16 protein-coding genes are annotated in these 13,719 nt (G+C 73.1%); 7 read left to right on the top strand and 9 right to left on the bottom strand.

All coding sequences use genetic code 11. The features are described 5' to 3' along the window. Positions 1 to 2 precede the first annotated feature (2 nt). Both WAB15_RS36545 and WAB15_RS36540 read left to right on the top strand, forming a co-directional pair. The gene (locus WAB15_RS36545) at positions 3 to 410 is read left to right on the top strand and encodes a CoA-binding protein (RefSeq protein WP_407288924.1); all 408 of its coding nucleotides are present in this window, start codon (positions 3 to 5) and stop codon (positions 408 to 410) included. Between the two features lie 25 nt (positions 411 to 435). Then, on the top strand, positions 436 to 927 hold the full coding sequence (locus WAB15_RS36540; protein ID WP_399147313.1) for a GNAT family N-acetyltransferase: 492 nt from the start codon (positions 436 to 438) through the stop codon (positions 925 to 927). On the opposite strand, the gene WAB15_RS36535 is transcribed toward WAB15_RS36540, so the two are convergent. The 3 genes from WAB15_RS36535 to WAB15_RS36525 form a co-directional block, all read right to left on the bottom strand. Beyond that, a complete protein-coding gene (locus WAB15_RS36535; RefSeq protein ID WP_407288923.1) occupies positions 892 to 1,227 on the bottom strand; it encodes a barstar family protein in 336 nt (111 codons plus the stop codon). The two genes, WAB15_RS36540 and WAB15_RS36535, sit on opposite strands and share 36 nt — an antisense overlap. Positions 1,228 to 1,291: 64 nt before the next feature. Then, positions 1,292 to 1,849: a YbaK/EbsC family protein gene (locus WAB15_RS36530; RefSeq protein WP_399147315.1), complete on the bottom strand. Its 558-nt coding sequence runs from the start codon at positions 1,847 to 1,849 to the stop codon at positions 1,292 to 1,294. Positions 1,850 to 1,892: 43 nt separating this feature from the next. Beyond that, a complete protein-coding gene (locus tag WAB15_RS36525) occupies positions 1,893 to 2,465 on the bottom strand; it encodes an XRE family transcriptional regulator (RefSeq protein ID WP_399147316.1) in 573 nt (190 codons plus the stop codon). A gap of 106 nt (positions 2,466 to 2,571) precedes the next feature. On the opposite strand from WAB15_RS36525, the gene WAB15_RS36520 reads away from it, so the two are divergent. Next, positions 2,572 to 3,441 (top strand): EamA family transporter, encoded by an 870-nt coding sequence (locus tag WAB15_RS36520; RefSeq protein WP_399147317.1) that lies wholly within the window; start codon positions 2,572 to 2,574, stop codon positions 3,439 to 3,441. 84 nt (positions 3,442 to 3,525) lie between these two features. Here WAB15_RS36520 and WAB15_RS36515 read toward each other — a convergent pair whose 3' ends face one another. Beyond that, positions 3,526 to 4,278: an acyltransferase gene (locus tag WAB15_RS36515; RefSeq protein WP_407288922.1), complete on the bottom strand. Its 753-nt coding sequence runs from the start codon at positions 4,276 to 4,278 to the stop codon at positions 3,526 to 3,528. Positions 4,279 to 4,423: 145 nt separating this feature from the next. Between WAB15_RS36515 and WAB15_RS36510 the strand changes: the two genes are divergently transcribed. Continuing rightward, a complete protein-coding gene (locus WAB15_RS36510; protein ID WP_399147319.1) occupies positions 4,424 to 4,963 on the top strand; it encodes a gamma carbonic anhydrase family protein in 540 nt (179 codons plus the stop codon). Between the two features lie 163 nt (positions 4,964 to 5,126). Here WAB15_RS36510 and WAB15_RS36505 read toward each other — a convergent pair whose 3' ends face one another. Further along, on the bottom strand, positions 5,127 to 6,122 hold the full coding sequence (locus tag WAB15_RS36505; RefSeq protein ID WP_407289354.1) for an alpha/beta hydrolase: 996 nt from the start codon (positions 6,120 to 6,122) through the stop codon (positions 5,127 to 5,129). A 295-nt stretch (positions 6,123 to 6,417) separates the two neighbouring features. Between WAB15_RS36505 and WAB15_RS36500 the strand changes: the two genes are divergently transcribed. Together WAB15_RS36500 and WAB15_RS36495 are read left to right on the top strand one after the other, a co-directional pair. Then, entirely contained in the window at positions 6,418 to 8,475 is a 2,058-nt protein-coding gene (locus tag WAB15_RS36500; protein ID WP_407288921.1) for an ATP-binding protein, read from the top strand. A gap of 141 nt (positions 8,476 to 8,616) precedes the next feature. Beyond that, positions 8,617 to 8,826: a hypothetical protein gene (locus WAB15_RS36495; RefSeq protein ID WP_393490684.1), complete on the top strand. Its 210-nt coding sequence runs from the start codon at positions 8,617 to 8,619 to the stop codon at positions 8,824 to 8,826. Positions 8,827 to 8,854: 28 nt separating this feature from the next. On the opposite strand, the gene WAB15_RS36490 is transcribed toward WAB15_RS36495, so the two are convergent. Together WAB15_RS36490 and WAB15_RS36485 are read right to left on the bottom strand one after the other, a co-directional pair. Continuing rightward, the gene (locus tag WAB15_RS36490; protein WP_399147321.1) at positions 8,855 to 9,505 is read right to left on the bottom strand and encodes a DedA family protein; all 651 of its coding nucleotides are present in this window, start codon (positions 9,503 to 9,505) and stop codon (positions 8,855 to 8,857) included. A gap of 215 nt (positions 9,506 to 9,720) precedes the next feature. Further along, the gene (locus tag WAB15_RS36485) at positions 9,721 to 10,176 is read right to left on the bottom strand and encodes a DUF4442 domain-containing protein (RefSeq protein WP_399147322.1); all 456 of its coding nucleotides are present in this window, start codon (positions 10,174 to 10,176) and stop codon (positions 9,721 to 9,723) included. Between the two features lie 127 nt (positions 10,177 to 10,303). On the opposite strand from WAB15_RS36485, the gene WAB15_RS36480 reads away from it, so the two are divergent. Further along, complete coding sequence (locus WAB15_RS36480; RefSeq protein ID WP_407288920.1) at positions 10,304 to 11,677, top strand: MFS transporter; 1,374 nt, start codon at positions 10,304 to 10,306, stop codon at positions 11,675 to 11,677. A gap of 70 nt (positions 11,678 to 11,747) precedes the next feature. Here WAB15_RS36480 and WAB15_RS36475 read toward each other — a convergent pair whose 3' ends face one another. Beyond that, positions 11,748 to 12,602, bottom strand: a complete 855-nt coding sequence (locus tag WAB15_RS36475; protein WP_399147511.1) for a spermidine synthase — start codon at positions 12,600 to 12,602, stop codon at positions 11,748 to 11,750. 164 nt (positions 12,603 to 12,766) lie between these two features. Next, the gene (locus WAB15_RS36470; protein WP_407288919.1) at positions 12,767 to 13,618 is read right to left on the bottom strand and encodes a patatin-like phospholipase family protein; all 852 of its coding nucleotides are present in this window, start codon (positions 13,616 to 13,618) and stop codon (positions 12,767 to 12,769) included. Positions 13,619 to 13,719 lie beyond the last annotated feature (101 nt).

Raw genomic sequence — 13,719 nt, 5'->3', positions numbered from 1 at the left:
GCGTGTACGGCGATCCCCGAACGATCCGCAGGATCCTCAACGAGCTCGGTGACACCTGGGCGGTGGTGGGCCTGTCCGCCAACGAGCGGCGTGCGGCCCATGGCGTCGCGGACGTGCTCCAGCGCTTCGGCAAACGGATCGTGCCGGTGCACCCGAAGGCCGAGACGGTGCACGGCGAGCCGGGCTACCCCTCGCTCGACGCGATCCCCTTCCCGGTCGACGTGGTCGATGTCTTCGTCAACAGCGAGCTGGCGGGCGGTATCGCCGACGAGGCCGTCGCGGTGGGGGCGAAGGCCGTGTGGTTCCAACTCGGGGTGGTCGACGAGGGGGCCTGGGACCGGGTGCGCGACGCCGGTCTCGACATGGTGATGGATCGCTGTCCGGCGATCGAGATACCCCGTTTGGGCTGAGCGGCGGCTGCGTTAGCGTCCGGGCATGATCACGATACGGACCGCCGTTCCCCAGGATGCCGCCGAGCTCGTCCGGCTGCGCCGGCTGATGTTCCACGCGATGAACGGGCGGGACGAGCCCGGGAGTTGGGAACGGGACGCGGAAACGGCGGCGGGCCGGATGTTGGCCGGGCCGGATCCGCGGCTGGGCGCGTTCGTGGTGGCGGGTGACGAGCCCGGCGCGCCGCATCTGGCCGCCTGCGCGGTCGGGACGGTCGAGGAGCGGCTGCCGGCTCCGGGCCACCCCTCGGGCCGCTTCGGCTTCGTCTTCAACGTGTGCACCGACCCCCGCTACAGGGGCCGCGGCTACGCCCGCGCCACGACCGAGGCGCTGCTCGACTGGTTCGCCGGCCAGGGCGTCAGCCGCGTCGATCTGCACGCCACCGACGGCGCCGAGCCCCTCTACCGCAGCCTGGGCTTCGCCGAACACTCCACACCACTCTCACTGGATCTGCGCTGCCGCACATCCACCCGCTAGCGGGCCGGGCACGCGACGGGCCTCAGCGAACGGTGGCCTGTGGTTCGGCACCCCGTCGGCGTCGAGTTGAAGGTTGGCCTTCCAGGCTGCCTGGCAGAGCACCGAGACGAAGAGTCCTAGGAAGTCGGCATCCCTCAGGCCGTCGGCATGCTCGATCAGGACCACCACGTCATCCGTGTGGCCTTCGTGTCCGTGCCGGTCGTGAAGGCAGTCCACGAGCGCGTCCCAGTTGTGACCGCGTGATCCTGGCACTCGCCTGAGCGCCGTCGCCACCCGGATTGCCGGCTCGTCGTTCGACATGTGTCGTTGACCGGCGCGCAGTGTGCGCGTAGCGAGCCCGTGGAGGCGATCCCCAGGAAATGGCTTATGCGACTCCGAGCCCCTCCAAAACGACGGCGCCGGGGAGTTCGGCCAGCGCCTTGCCGGGGACGATGAGCTTGCCGCGGCGGCTGCCGCTGCCGATCAGCGCGTACGGGACATCGGCGACGGCGGCGTCCACGAGCAGCGGCCAGTCGGCCGGCAGCCCGATCGGGGTGATGCCGCCGTACTCCATCCCACTGTCGCCGACGGCCTGCGTCATCGGCGCGAACGACGCCTTGCGGGCGCCGAGTTGACGGCGCACCACTCCGTTGACGTCGACGCGGGTGTGCGAGAGGACGACACAGGCGGCCAGGGTGCTCTCGCCGCCGCGCTTGCCGGCCACCACCACGCAGTTCGCCGACTGCTCCAGCAGCCAGGGGCCGTGGTGCGCGACGAGGGTGGCGGTGTCCGCGATGGCCGGGTCGGTGTCGACATAGCGCAGCTCCTGGACCGGTACGGATCCGCTCCAGGTGCGGATCACGGCGGCCACGGGCCCGGTCAGCAGGTCCAGGCACTCGGCGGCGGGCCGGACATCGTCGAAGGCATCCATCGGCACAGGCATGTTCGCCAAGTTAACAGCCGCGCCCGGTCGTCGGCGGGCCGTCTCAGCGGGCGAGCGGAATGATCACCGACATGGTCATCTCGACCGGCTCACCGCCGTCGTTGCGGTAGCCGTGCGCGACCTTGGCCTCGAACGACGCCGAGGCGCCCGCCGGCACCTCGTGCTCCACTTCGTCCACGACCAGCGTCAGCGTCCCGGCCCGGACGTGGATCAGCTCCACGGTGCCGGGCGGATGGGGGTCGGAGGCGCTGCTGTCGCCGGGCATCAGCCGCCAGTCCCACAGTTCGTACGGCCCCGGCGCCTCGGCGCCCACCAGGAGCATGGTGTAGCTGCCGGCCTCGGTGGACCACAGGCGGACCGCCTCCGCCGAGGGCACGATGCGGACCTGCGGCCCCTGCTCGTAGTCGAGAAGCGTGGTGATGCTGACGCCGAGCGCGTCGGCGATCTTGACGGTGGTCCCCACGCTCGGGTTCGTACGGGCCTGCTCGATCTGGATGATCATGCCGCGGCTGACCCCGGCACGGGCGGCCAGCGCATCGAGGGTCAGGCCGCGCTCGGCGCGCCAGTGCTTGAGGTTGCGAGCGAGCGACTGCGTGAGCTGGTCGAGATCCGTCACGGTCCGTCCACGTCGTAGGCCAATATATTCGATACCGCAGTTCAATCTGCTGCACTACGGTGTGGTGTACTCAATCGTTCGGTTCACTGTACTGCGAGGTTTCACCATGACTGCGGTCTTCGCCCTGGCCACCAGCCTCCTGTGGGGGCTCGCCGACTTCGGCGGCGGACTGCTCACCCGACGATTCCAGGCACTGACCGTAGTAGTCGTCTCGCAGACCCTGGCCGCCCTGGTGCTGGGCGCCATCGTGGTGGCCACCGGAGGCTGGCGGGAGGCCGGACCGCAGCTGTGGTTCGCGGTCGGCGCGGGCGTCGTCGGGCCGGCGGCCATGCTCTGCTTCTACCGCGCCCTGGCGCTCGGCCCGATGGGCGTGGTCTCCCCGCTCGCCGCGCTCGGCACCGTCCTGGTACCGCTCGGCGTCGGCATCGTGGCGGGCGAGCGGCCGGGCCTGCTGCAGGCCGCCGGCATGGTGGTGGCCGTGGTCGGCGTACTGCTGGCGGGCGGTCCCCGGATAAGCGGCGCGTCCGTGGCCCGCCAGACGATCGTGCTGACGCTGGTCTCGGCGCTCGGATTCGGTGCGGTGATGGCGCTGATCGCGGAGGCTTCCACCACCGTCACCGGGCTGTTCCTGGCGCTGTTCGTCCAGCGGGTGTGCAACATCGCCGTCGGCGGCGCCGCGCTGTACGCATCGGTGCGGCGGGGCACCCCGGCGCTGCCCGAGGGCGGGTTCCCGGCCCTGCGCGGCTCGCTGCCGATGCTCGCCTTCGTCGGTATCGCCGATGTCGCCGCCAACGGCACCTACGCGATCGCCGCCCAGCACGGTCCGGTGACCATGGCCGCGGTCCTCGCCTCGCTCTACCCCGTCGTCACCTCGCTCGCCGCGCTCGGCGTCCTCAAGGAGCGGATGCGGGCGATCCAGGCCGCGGGCGCCTCCCTCGCGGTGGTCGGCTCGCTGCTGCTGGCCTCCGGCGGCTGACGACCGGCCCGAGCGGGCCGGGGGCCGTGCGGGCGGAGCCTACCCCCGGATGACAGCCGCTCAGGAGGCCGCTGCGGACACGCCCTACCCCTCCCCCGCCGCCGCGTCCTGCCACGCTTCGAGCGCGAGCAGGTCCTGCGGAGTGACCCCCTCGGGGATCGGCACCGGCGTGGGCGTACGCAGCGGTGGCTGCCAGCCCTGCTGCGGGTCCCAGCGGCGCACGATCCTGGCGGGCGCGCCGGCGACCACCGCATGGTCGGGAACCTCGCCGCGGACCACGGCCCCGGCCGCGACCACCACGTTCCGGCCCAGCCGCGCGCCGGGCAGGATCACCGCCCCGGTGCCGATCCAGCCGCCGGGGCCGATGGCGACCGGCTCGCTGCGCGGCCACTGCTTGCCGATCGGGACTTCGGGGTCGTCATAGCTGTGATTGGTGGTGGTGACGTAGACACCGGGGCCGAAGAAGCAGTCATCGCCGATCGTCAGCCGGACATCCGCGATCACATGGCTGCCGCGGCCCAGCACCACCCCGTTCCCCAGCGTGAGGATCGGCTCCGGGCCGAGATCGAGGTCCGGCATCATGCCCGCCGTCAGCGTCACGTCCCGGGCGATGATGCAGTAGTCGCCGATCTCGATCCATGGATCGCCGAAGACCGTGCCCTGCGGAAAGGCGAGCCGGGTGCCGGGGCCGATCCGGCGGAAGCGGTACGGGCCGGGACGCTCGGCCGAGACGGCCGCGGCCTCTCTCACCCAGCGCGCACCGCGATGGACCGCACGCGACACGGCCCGGCGCCGCCAGGCCGCGACGGATGAGAACACGTTCTGGTTTATCGGCACCCGCACACCGTAATCGGCCCGCCGGGAGACCGGCCGCACGCCGGGCTGTGATCTTCGCCCCACCGGCCGCCGCACCCGCCCGGCGGTGCGGCCGTCGTCTACGGTGCTGGTGGCGCGGCCCACAAGCGGCAAAGGAGATCCAGTGATGGCGGAGCGGGCGTTGATTTCTCAGGTGGGCGGCAAGGAGCCGAGCATCGATCAGGCGGCGTTCTGCGCCCCCACGTCCGTGGTGCTCGGCGAGGTCACGCTGGCCGCGGGCGCCAGCGTCTGGTACCACGCGGTGCTGCGGGCCGACTGCGGCCCGATCGTGCTCGGCGCCGACAGCAACATCCAGGACAACTGCACCGTTCATGTCGACCCCGGCTTCCCGGTGACCGTCGGCGAACGGGTCTCCGTCGGACACAACGCGGTGCTGCACGGCTGCACCGTCGAGGACGACGTGCTGATCGGCATGGGCGCCACGGTGCTCAACGGCGCCCACATCGGCGCGGGCTCGCTCATCGCCGCCCAGGCGCTGGTCCCCCAGGGCATGCAGGTACCGCCGGGGTCCCTGGTCGCCGGGGTGCCGGCGAAGGTCAAGCGGGAGCTGACCGACGAGGAACGCGAGCTGATCAAGGTCAACGCCGCGATGTATCTGGAGCTGGCGGCGCAGCACCGGGAGGCGACCGGGAGCGGCCAGGACTGAGCCGCGGCGCGCGCCGGCAACGGCCAGGCGGCGGACGGGACTTCGTTCCACTGTTCCGCCAACTGCCCTCAGCCGTCAGCGGTGCGGCACTTCGTGGGCACAGGCGATCCCGCCGACGAGGCGCCGCGCCGACGGCTGTGGCACCGAACCGACCGCGACGGCGTCACGCCGACGGCATGGGTCCCTGCATCTGCTCGCTGATCCAGTGCAGCGACTCGGCCATGCGCTGCATATAGGTCTGCGCGCTGTGCACACCGTCCGGTATCTCGAAGAGCGTGGAGTGGACCGGCCCGCCGGTGTAGTCCTTGACGAAGCCCTTCACATCGGGCACCGCGGCCTCCAGGCCGCCCAGCTCGAACGCCAGGTACACCGGCGGGCCCTGGCGCTCGGCCAGCCGCCGGGCCAGATGCCGCGGGTCGTTGGCGCGCATCTCGGCCGGGTGGCCCCGCCACAGCGGCGAATCCGGCGCCGTGTCCGGGCCGTTGACGATGGCCGCCTTGAATTTCTCCGGCTGCTTGAGCACGGCCTTCAGCGCGGCGAAGCCACCGGACGAGGACCCCATGAAGGCCCAGCCGTCACGGCCCGCGTACGTACGGAAGTTGGCCCGCGCGAAGTCCGGTACGTCCTCGGTCAGCCAGGTGCCCATCTTCGGCTGCCCCGGGATGTCGCTGCCGTCGTAGTACCTCTTGCCGGGATTGAGCACCGGCATCACCACGATGAACGGCAGCGTCTTGCCCTGCTGCGACCACTGCGCGATCCGCTCCTGCAGCGCGAACGACGCCCCGGCCCAGTAGTTGGACGGATAGCCGTAGGCGCCGGGCAGCGCGATCAGCACCGGGAAGCCGCTCTTGGCGTACCGCGCCTGGTGGTACTGCGGCGGAACCCAGGCCCATATGTCGCCGGTGAAACCGGACTTGCGCCCGTGCCACCGGGTCCGCACCACCTGGGTGCCGTCGTCACCGGTCGTACGGAACGGGGCGAACGAGGAGCGTGGGCCACGGGGCGGGACCACCTGCGGCTTGCCGTTGGCCGCGTCCGCGGGCTGCGCCCTGAGCCGCGGCACGCTCGAGGCGTCGACGGTGTCCATGCCGGTGCCGCATCCGGCCAGCAGCCCCAGGGCCACCGCACTCACCGCGGCACCCCACCGCAGGCACTTCATCGGGACGTTCTCCTCGGGTCCTTGGGCCGGTGCCACGGGCAGCCACGGTGCCACCGCCATACCGGTCGAAAGACACCACTCTAAGTTCGGCCGGAGCGCCCTCGACGCCGACCCCGGCCTTGTGACCTGCGGGTCCGTTCTCCAGCCGACGAGAAGACGGCCCTCGCGTCAAGCGCACCGGCCGGGTTTTCCCTCGTTCGATGCGGCCTCCGCCTGTTTACCGGTAGGTCGGTTCTGGCATGGTTGGTTCCCCCATCGGAAGGGCGCGGCGCTGTGCCGCGGTTGGGGATGACCGATGACCGCGTGGGCCGATCGAGGGCCGCTGTCCGGCGTAGTGGGGCGGACCGTTGAGCACGAGCAGGTGTCCGGCCTGCTGCGCTCCGCTCCGCTGGTGACGCTCACCGGAGCCGCCGGGGTGGGCAAGAGCGTCCTGGCCCGTGCCGTCCTGGAGGAGCACACCGCCCGGCACGGCGGCACGGTCCTCCGCATCGCCTGCTGGGACGGTCTGACCGAGGGCGGCCTGACCGACGGGCTGCTGCGGGCGGCCGGACTACCGGACGCCGCCCGCCGGTTCACCGCACGGGCACTCGCCCGGCGCAGCGCGCATCCGTGCGTCGGCAGGCCGGCGCGCGGTTCGTCGGGCGGCGGGTGCTCCCCCACGGACGATCCCGCAGAGGCCGACGAGGTCGTCGCGGCGCTGGCCGCGCACTGCCGGCGGCATCGGGCGACCGTGCTGCTGGACGACTGCGACCCGATGCTCGGCGAGTGCGCGCAGCTCGTACGGCGATTGCTGCGGGCCGATCCGGAGCTGCGCATCGTGGCGACCGCGCGGCGCGCGCTGGGGCTCGCCGAGGAGCGGGTGTTCGGGCTCACGACGCTGCCGGTGACACTGGGCGAGGGGATCGCCGGACCGGCCGTCGAGCTGCTGGCCGCGCGGACCGGACCGGCCGCCCCGGAGCTGCTGGTCGCGGTCTGCCAGGCGCTGGAGGGTTCGCCGCTGGCGATCGCGCTGGCGGCGCACCAGCTGGACCGGCTGTCGCTGCCCCAGCTCGCGGCCGAGGTGGGCGCGGACGGCGCGCTGTTCTACTCGGGGCCGGCGGTGAGCGTGCGGCACACCTCGCTCTACGCCGCGCACGCCGCCGGATATGCGCTCTGCTCGCCCGTCGACCGGCGGGTCTGGGCGAGGCTCTCGGTACTGCCCGGCGATTTCGATCCCTGGCTGGCCGGCTGCGTCTGTACCAGCAGTGACGTTCCTGCAGGCGCGGTCGACGGCGCGCTGGAGCGGCTCCGCACTGCCTCGGTCATCGATTGCGTACGGGACGCCGGCGGCCCCCGGCACGGCACCGAGGCCATGCTGCCGCCCCGCTACCGGCTCGCACGCGCCGCCCGCGACTTCGGCCGCACGCAGCTGCGCGAGGCGGGCGAGGAGGCCGCGGCGCTGCGCCGGTTCCGGCAGGCCTGCGCGGCGCTCGCGGCCGAGGCGCAGATCGCCTGGCAGGGCCCGAACCAGCAGGTCGCGGTGCGTCTGGTGGAGGACGAACAGCACAACCTCGACGCCGCGCTGACCCATCCGCCGCAGGACGCGGACGATGCGCTCGGCGCGCTGGAGATCGCGGTCTCGCTGTGGTTCCACTGGGCGGCCTGCGGCTTCCGCCATGAGGGGCGGGCGCACCTGGACCGGTTGCTGCTGCTCTCCCGGGAGGGCACCGCGCTACGGGCCCGGGCACTGTGGCTGGCCGGCCATCTGGCGGCGCAGGAGAACGCGCTCGGCACCGCGGAGCGGCTGCTCGACCAGGCGTGGACGGCGGCGGTGATGCATGCGGACGCCGACGGACTGGCCCGTATCGCGCATGCGCACGGTGTGGTGGCGCTGTACCGCGAGGACACCGGGGCGGCCGTGGCCGCTCTGGAGGAGGCCGCCGGGCACCGCTCCCAGGATCCCTGGTTCGGGCCGGGTCCGGCGCACAGCTGGGCGCTGCTGGCCATCGCCCTCGCGCCGATCGACGCGGAGGGGGCACGGGCGGCGGCCCGCAGCGCCTGGGCGGGCCGGCACTCCGACGGAGACTTCTGGCTGTACTCGACGGTCCTGTACGCCGAGGCCATGATCGAGCGGGCCCACGGTGAGCCGGCGGCGGCCCTGCGGGCCTGCCGTAAGGCGCTGGCGGCGAAGAAGGTCGTCGGCGACCCGCTGTTCATCGCGGGGGCCCGCAACCTGCTGGCCGGTCTGCGGCGTGCGGTACGCGGCGGCGCCCCGGTGCCGGACCTCGGCGAAGGCGCTCCCTGGTGGCAGCGCGGCGGCAACGGCGCCACCAGGGGGCAGCGATTCTTCTCCCGGCTGCGGGCGGGTTTTTGATCACGGGCGGACGGGCGCACCCGGAGCGGGCGGGCGGCGCGAAGACGGGCTCAGGGCGCGTCCCCGGGCCGTGAACACACCGGGTGACGTACCGACCGCGCTCGGGATGCGGGAGCCAGGGGCCGGTCGCATCCTGGGGCCATGAAGCGTGCCCCCGTGATCGTGCATCCGCCGTGCACCGGCGGCCGGCGTGTGACGCTCCACGGACAGGATCTGGGCCGGGCGCTGCGCCCCGGTGACGTGGCCGCGATCCTGCGCCGGGCAGGTTTCTGCACCACGAGGTTGGTCTGGGACGACACCGGCGTCTTCGAGTGGCGGGACGGCGGGCCGGACATCTGGCAGATGCCGTGAGCCGGCGAACGGGCGGCTTGGGACGCCGTCAGTCGACCGTCGCGGCGACCGGGGCCTGGGCCGCCTCACGTGCGGCGGCCGCCTTCTTCGCCCGGTGCTTCATGAGGAGGAACGAGCCGATGCCGAACAGCACGGCGGCGACCAGCCCCCACGTCGAGAAGCGCTTGAGCCACGGCTCGGCGACGATGCCGACGCTGTAGATCAGCGCGGTCGTACCACCGGCCCAGACGATGCCGCCGAGGACGTTGGCGATCAGGAACTTCCAGTACGGCATCTTCAGCACGCCGGCGAGCGGACCGGCGAAGATCCGCAGCAGCGCGATGAAGCGGCCGAAGAACACGGCCCACATGCCCCACTTGTCGAACTTCGACTCGGCCATGGCCACATGGTCGGGGCCGAAGTGCTTGGGGAACTTCCGTCCGGCCCACTGCAGCAGGGGCTGACCGCCCTTGCGGCCGATCAGATAGCCGATGGAGTCGCCGACGATCGCGCCGACGGACGCGCAGGCGCCCAGGACGAACGGATCGATGTGGTCCTGGGTCGCGGCCAGGATCGCCGCACTGACCAGGACGATCTCGCCGGGCAGCGGAATGCCCAGGCTCTCCAGGCCGATGACCACCCCCACCAGGAGGTAGACGCTCACGGCCGGTACGGTCTCGAGCCACTCCTGGATGTGCAACGCCGATTCCTCCGCTGGTCTTGGGCCCCCGTGGGCCGTCGCCCCGGCCGTCCGTGACGCCGGTGCCGGTCGTTCCCCTGACACGCCGCAGCGCGCCCGGGAAGCGTACTCGATCGCACCGACCGAGAGCCGAATTCACGTGCGGTACGCGACATCCGGCTTCTCGGCGGAACGATTCAAGCCCCGACGGCCCCAGGGTGGGCCCACTCAGCGGCTCACTTGTTGGGGCGCAGGGTCCACACGATGCTCATCTCGCCGGTGACCGCGCCATCCTCACGCGTGATGGAGATGTTCACGGGGAACTCCGGGCGCTCACCGGCGTCCAGCTCGGCGACCACCTCGGCCACCGACCGGCCCAGCTCCGCGGTGGCGGTGACCGGTCCCATGGCGAGCTTCTTGTAGCCGATCTCGGCGCGCACGGCCAGCGGCACCGCACGGCCGAGCTGGTCGCCGAAGGCCGTCATCACGATCGCGCCGCTCGCGGACTCGGCGAGGGTGAACATCGCGCCGGCGTGCGGACCGCCGACGTGGTTGTGGAAGTCGGACTGGTCGGGCATGCGGACCACGGCGCGCTCGGCGGTGGTCTCGGTGAACTCGAGGTTCAGGGTGCGGACCATCGGCACGGATGCCGCCATCATTTCGCCGATCGACGGCAGGGTCTCAGAGGACATGCGATGATGTTACCTATCGGTAGCTTAGCTGTGAAGAGTCGGGCCGGACGCGGCAGCGAGGACGCCCGCGGCGGCCGGGCCACGGCGCCGTACCGGCCGTCCGCCCCGCCGCATATCGTTGACGCCCATGGGGTCGGGACAACAGCACATCGGCGACGACAGGGCAGCGGGCGACGGGCGGAAGCGGCCCGGCCCGACCCGCCCGAGCTGGGCGGGGCGCAACTACCTGCTGCTCACGGGCGCCACGGTGATCGCCGGCCTGGGCAGCTCCGGCGCGCTGATCGCCACCGCCTTCGCCGTCCTCGCCACCGGCGGCTCCGCCACCGACGTCGGCCTGGTCGCCGCCGCCCGCACCATCCCGCTGGTCCTGTTCCTGCTCATCGGCGGCGCGGTCGCCGACCGGCTCCCCCGGCACCGCGTCATGGTCGCCGCGAACGCCCTCAACTGCGCCTCCCAGGGACTGTTCGCCGTGCTCGTCCTGACCGGGGAGCCGCGGCTCTGGCAGATGGCGGTGCTGGCGGCACTCGGCGGCACGGGGCAGGCGTTCTTCGCGCCGGCCTCCGAGGGGATGGTGCTCGCCAGCGTCTCCGGAGCGCAGGCGGGGCGCGCCTTCGCCGTGTTCCGGATGGGCATGAACGGCGCGAACATCGGCGGCGCGGCGCTGGGCGGCGCGCTGGTCGCCGCGGTCGGCCCCGGCTGGGTGCTGGCCGTGGACTCGGCCGCCTTCGCGCTCGCGGGGACGTTGCGGGCGTTCCTCGACGTCAGCGAGGTCCCCGAGCGCGCGCCGCGCGGCGGGTTGCTGCACGATCTGCGGGACGGCTGGCGCGAGGTCGCCTCCCGGCCCTGGCTGTGGGCGGTGGTGGTGCAGTTCTCCGTGGTCAACGCGGTGGTGTCGGCGGCCGAGGCGGTCTACGGACCACTGGTCGCCGAGCAGCACCTGGGCGGCCCCGGCCCGTGGGGGCTGGCGCTGGCCGCCTTCGGCGCCGGCACCGCGGGCGGCGCGCTGCTGATGACCCGCCTCAAACCGCGCCGCATCCTCCTTACCGGCACCCTGTGCGTCTTCCCGCTGGCACTGCCGTCCGCCGCGCTCGCCGTACCTCTGCCGGCCGCCGGACTCACCGTGCTCATGTTCGGCACCGGCATCGCCATCGAGGTCTTCGCGGTGATGTGGATGATGGCCCTGCACCAGGAGATTCCCGAAGAGAAGTTCTCCCGGGTCTCCTCCTACGACTGGTTGGGCTCCGTGGCCATGGTCCCGGTGGCCACCGCCCTGGCGGGCCCCGTACAGGACCTCATCGGTCGGACGACCGCCCTGTGGGGCTGCTCGGCCCTGATCGCCCTGCTGACCGCGGCGGTGCTGTGCGTCCCCGACGTACGCCGCCTGACCCGCCGGGAACCCGCCACCAGCGCCGAACCGACCGCCCCGTGCCTCCGCGACCACCCGGACGACACGCCGTCCAGCGGCTCGCTCTCCCCTTCGGCCGGCCCGCCCGGGCCGTGAGGCGGCCGGCCCGCTCCCGTGAGCGGCCGGCCCTCGACCGATGCGTCCTCGGGTTCGTACGGCCCGCCCGTCAGCCCACGCTGAACGCGCCGTCGGGCGGCACCGGAGAAGCCACCGCCTCGGCGTCCCGTACGGGTGCCGCGTCCGCGATCAGCCGCCGTAGCGCCGCACCGTGCTCGACCCGCGCCGGGAACGCGTCGGCGGCCGCCCGCCGGGCCAGCGCGGCGATCGGGAGTTCGGCGCGCGAGGCGAGCAGCACGGCGTTGCCGAAACGCCGGCCGCGCAGCACCGAGGGCTCGGCGATCAGCGCGAGATGCTCGAAGAGCGTGGCGAAATTGGCGAGTTGGCCGCGCAGAAAACCGAAGGGCGCGCTGTCCGCGAGGTTCGCCGCGTAGCAGCCGTCCGGGCGCAGCACCCGGGCGGCGGCCTGCGCGTACTCGACCGAGGTGAGCTGGGCCGGCACCCGTGAGCCGCCGAAGACATCGGCCACGATGACATCGGCGCCGGCCGTCGGCGCCGCCTCCAGCGCGCTACGGGCATCCTGCGGATGCACCGCGATACCGCAGGCGTCGGGCAGCGGCAGATGCTCGGCCACCAGGGCGAGCAGCCCGCGGTCGGCCTCGATGACGTCCTGCCGGGAGCGCGGGCGGGTGGCGGCCAGATAGCGCGGCAGCGTCAGCGCCCCGCCTCCCAGGTGCAGCACGTCGAGCGGCTCTCCCGGGGCGGCCACCTCGTCCAGGACATGGGCCAGGCGCCGCACGTACTCGAACTCCAGATGTGTGGGCGCGTCGAGGTCGACGTACGACTGGGGTGCGCCGTCCACGGTGAGCAGCCAGGCGCGGGGCCGGTCGACATCGGGCAGCAGCCTGGCGGTGCCGCAGTCGACGGGCCGGGTGACCGGTATGGGCTCCGGTGCCTCGGCCATGGGCTCGGTCACCGCGACCGTCGGTTCGGGCGCAGGGGGCGTCGGCTCCGCCAGGGCGGGGGTCGGCTCGGGGGGTTGTTCCACCGTCCCATTGTGCCGGTGGCGCCCTTGGGCGGGTGGACGGGTGGACAGGTGGCTGCGCGCGGGAAGACGGTTGGGCGGGATCAGTCCGTGCCCATCCAGACCCGGTGGATCTCGGCGACATGGGCGGCCGACTGCCGGTGCCCGGCGCGCGCCGCGGCCGCCCTCTTGGCGGGATCGAGCACATTGCGCCCGAACGCCGACCGGGACGCGCGGTCGGGGGTGATCACACACACCCGGGCACCCTGTCGCGCCAGCCCCTCGCCCTGTGCCCGGGGTCCGGCGATCGGTCCGCCACTGACCGCCATCGGCGCGACGACCACCACACGGGAGTATCCGGCCGCCAGATCCGCGTTGGCGCTGGAGTGCACCCCGCCGTCGATCCATCGGGTGCCGTCGATCGTCACCGGCGGATAGACGCCGGGGACCGCGCAGCTCGCGCCCACCGCGTCGAGCAGCGACACACCGCTGGTGTCGTCGAAGGCGGTCCGCTGCCCCGTCGCCGCGTCCACCGCCGTGACCATCAGCCGGCGGGCCGGCCAGTCGGCCAGGCCGCCCAGGGTCCGGGCGATCGCCGCGCGCTGCTCCGCCTCCGGGGCGGTACGGGCCGCGAGCGCCAGCCTGCCCATCCGGGCGCCGAACGAGACCGCGTCCCGTGAGCGCACCGCGATGGCCGCGAACCGGGCCAGCGCGGCCGGGCCCATCCGGGCGGCGGACCCGCCCCGGGGCAGGGCGAGCTGGTGCTCGTACAGCTCCTCCAGGGTGCGCTGCTCCGCGGTGAGGTGGGCGGCGACGATCGATCCGGCGGAGGTTCCGATGACGACATCGGCATCGGTGAGATCGATGCCCTCGGCCGCGAGACCGGCGAGCACGCCGACCTCCCAGCCGATCCCGGTGAGTCCTCCACCGCCCAGGACCAGCGCCGTACCCGCCATCAGAGGTCCTTCCCTCGTCGAGCCGTGCCCGCTCCGACCGATGCGACCGCCGGGCGACGTCCGTCCGACGCGCCCGCCGGCCGGCTGGCCGTCCGGTCGTT

Source organism: Streptomyces sirii (assembly GCF_045690365.1).
Classification (GTDB): domain Bacteria; phylum Actinomycetota; class Actinomycetes; order Streptomycetales; family Streptomycetaceae; genus Streptomyces; species Streptomyces sirii.
This window is presented reverse-complemented; position numbering and strand designations above follow the sequence as displayed.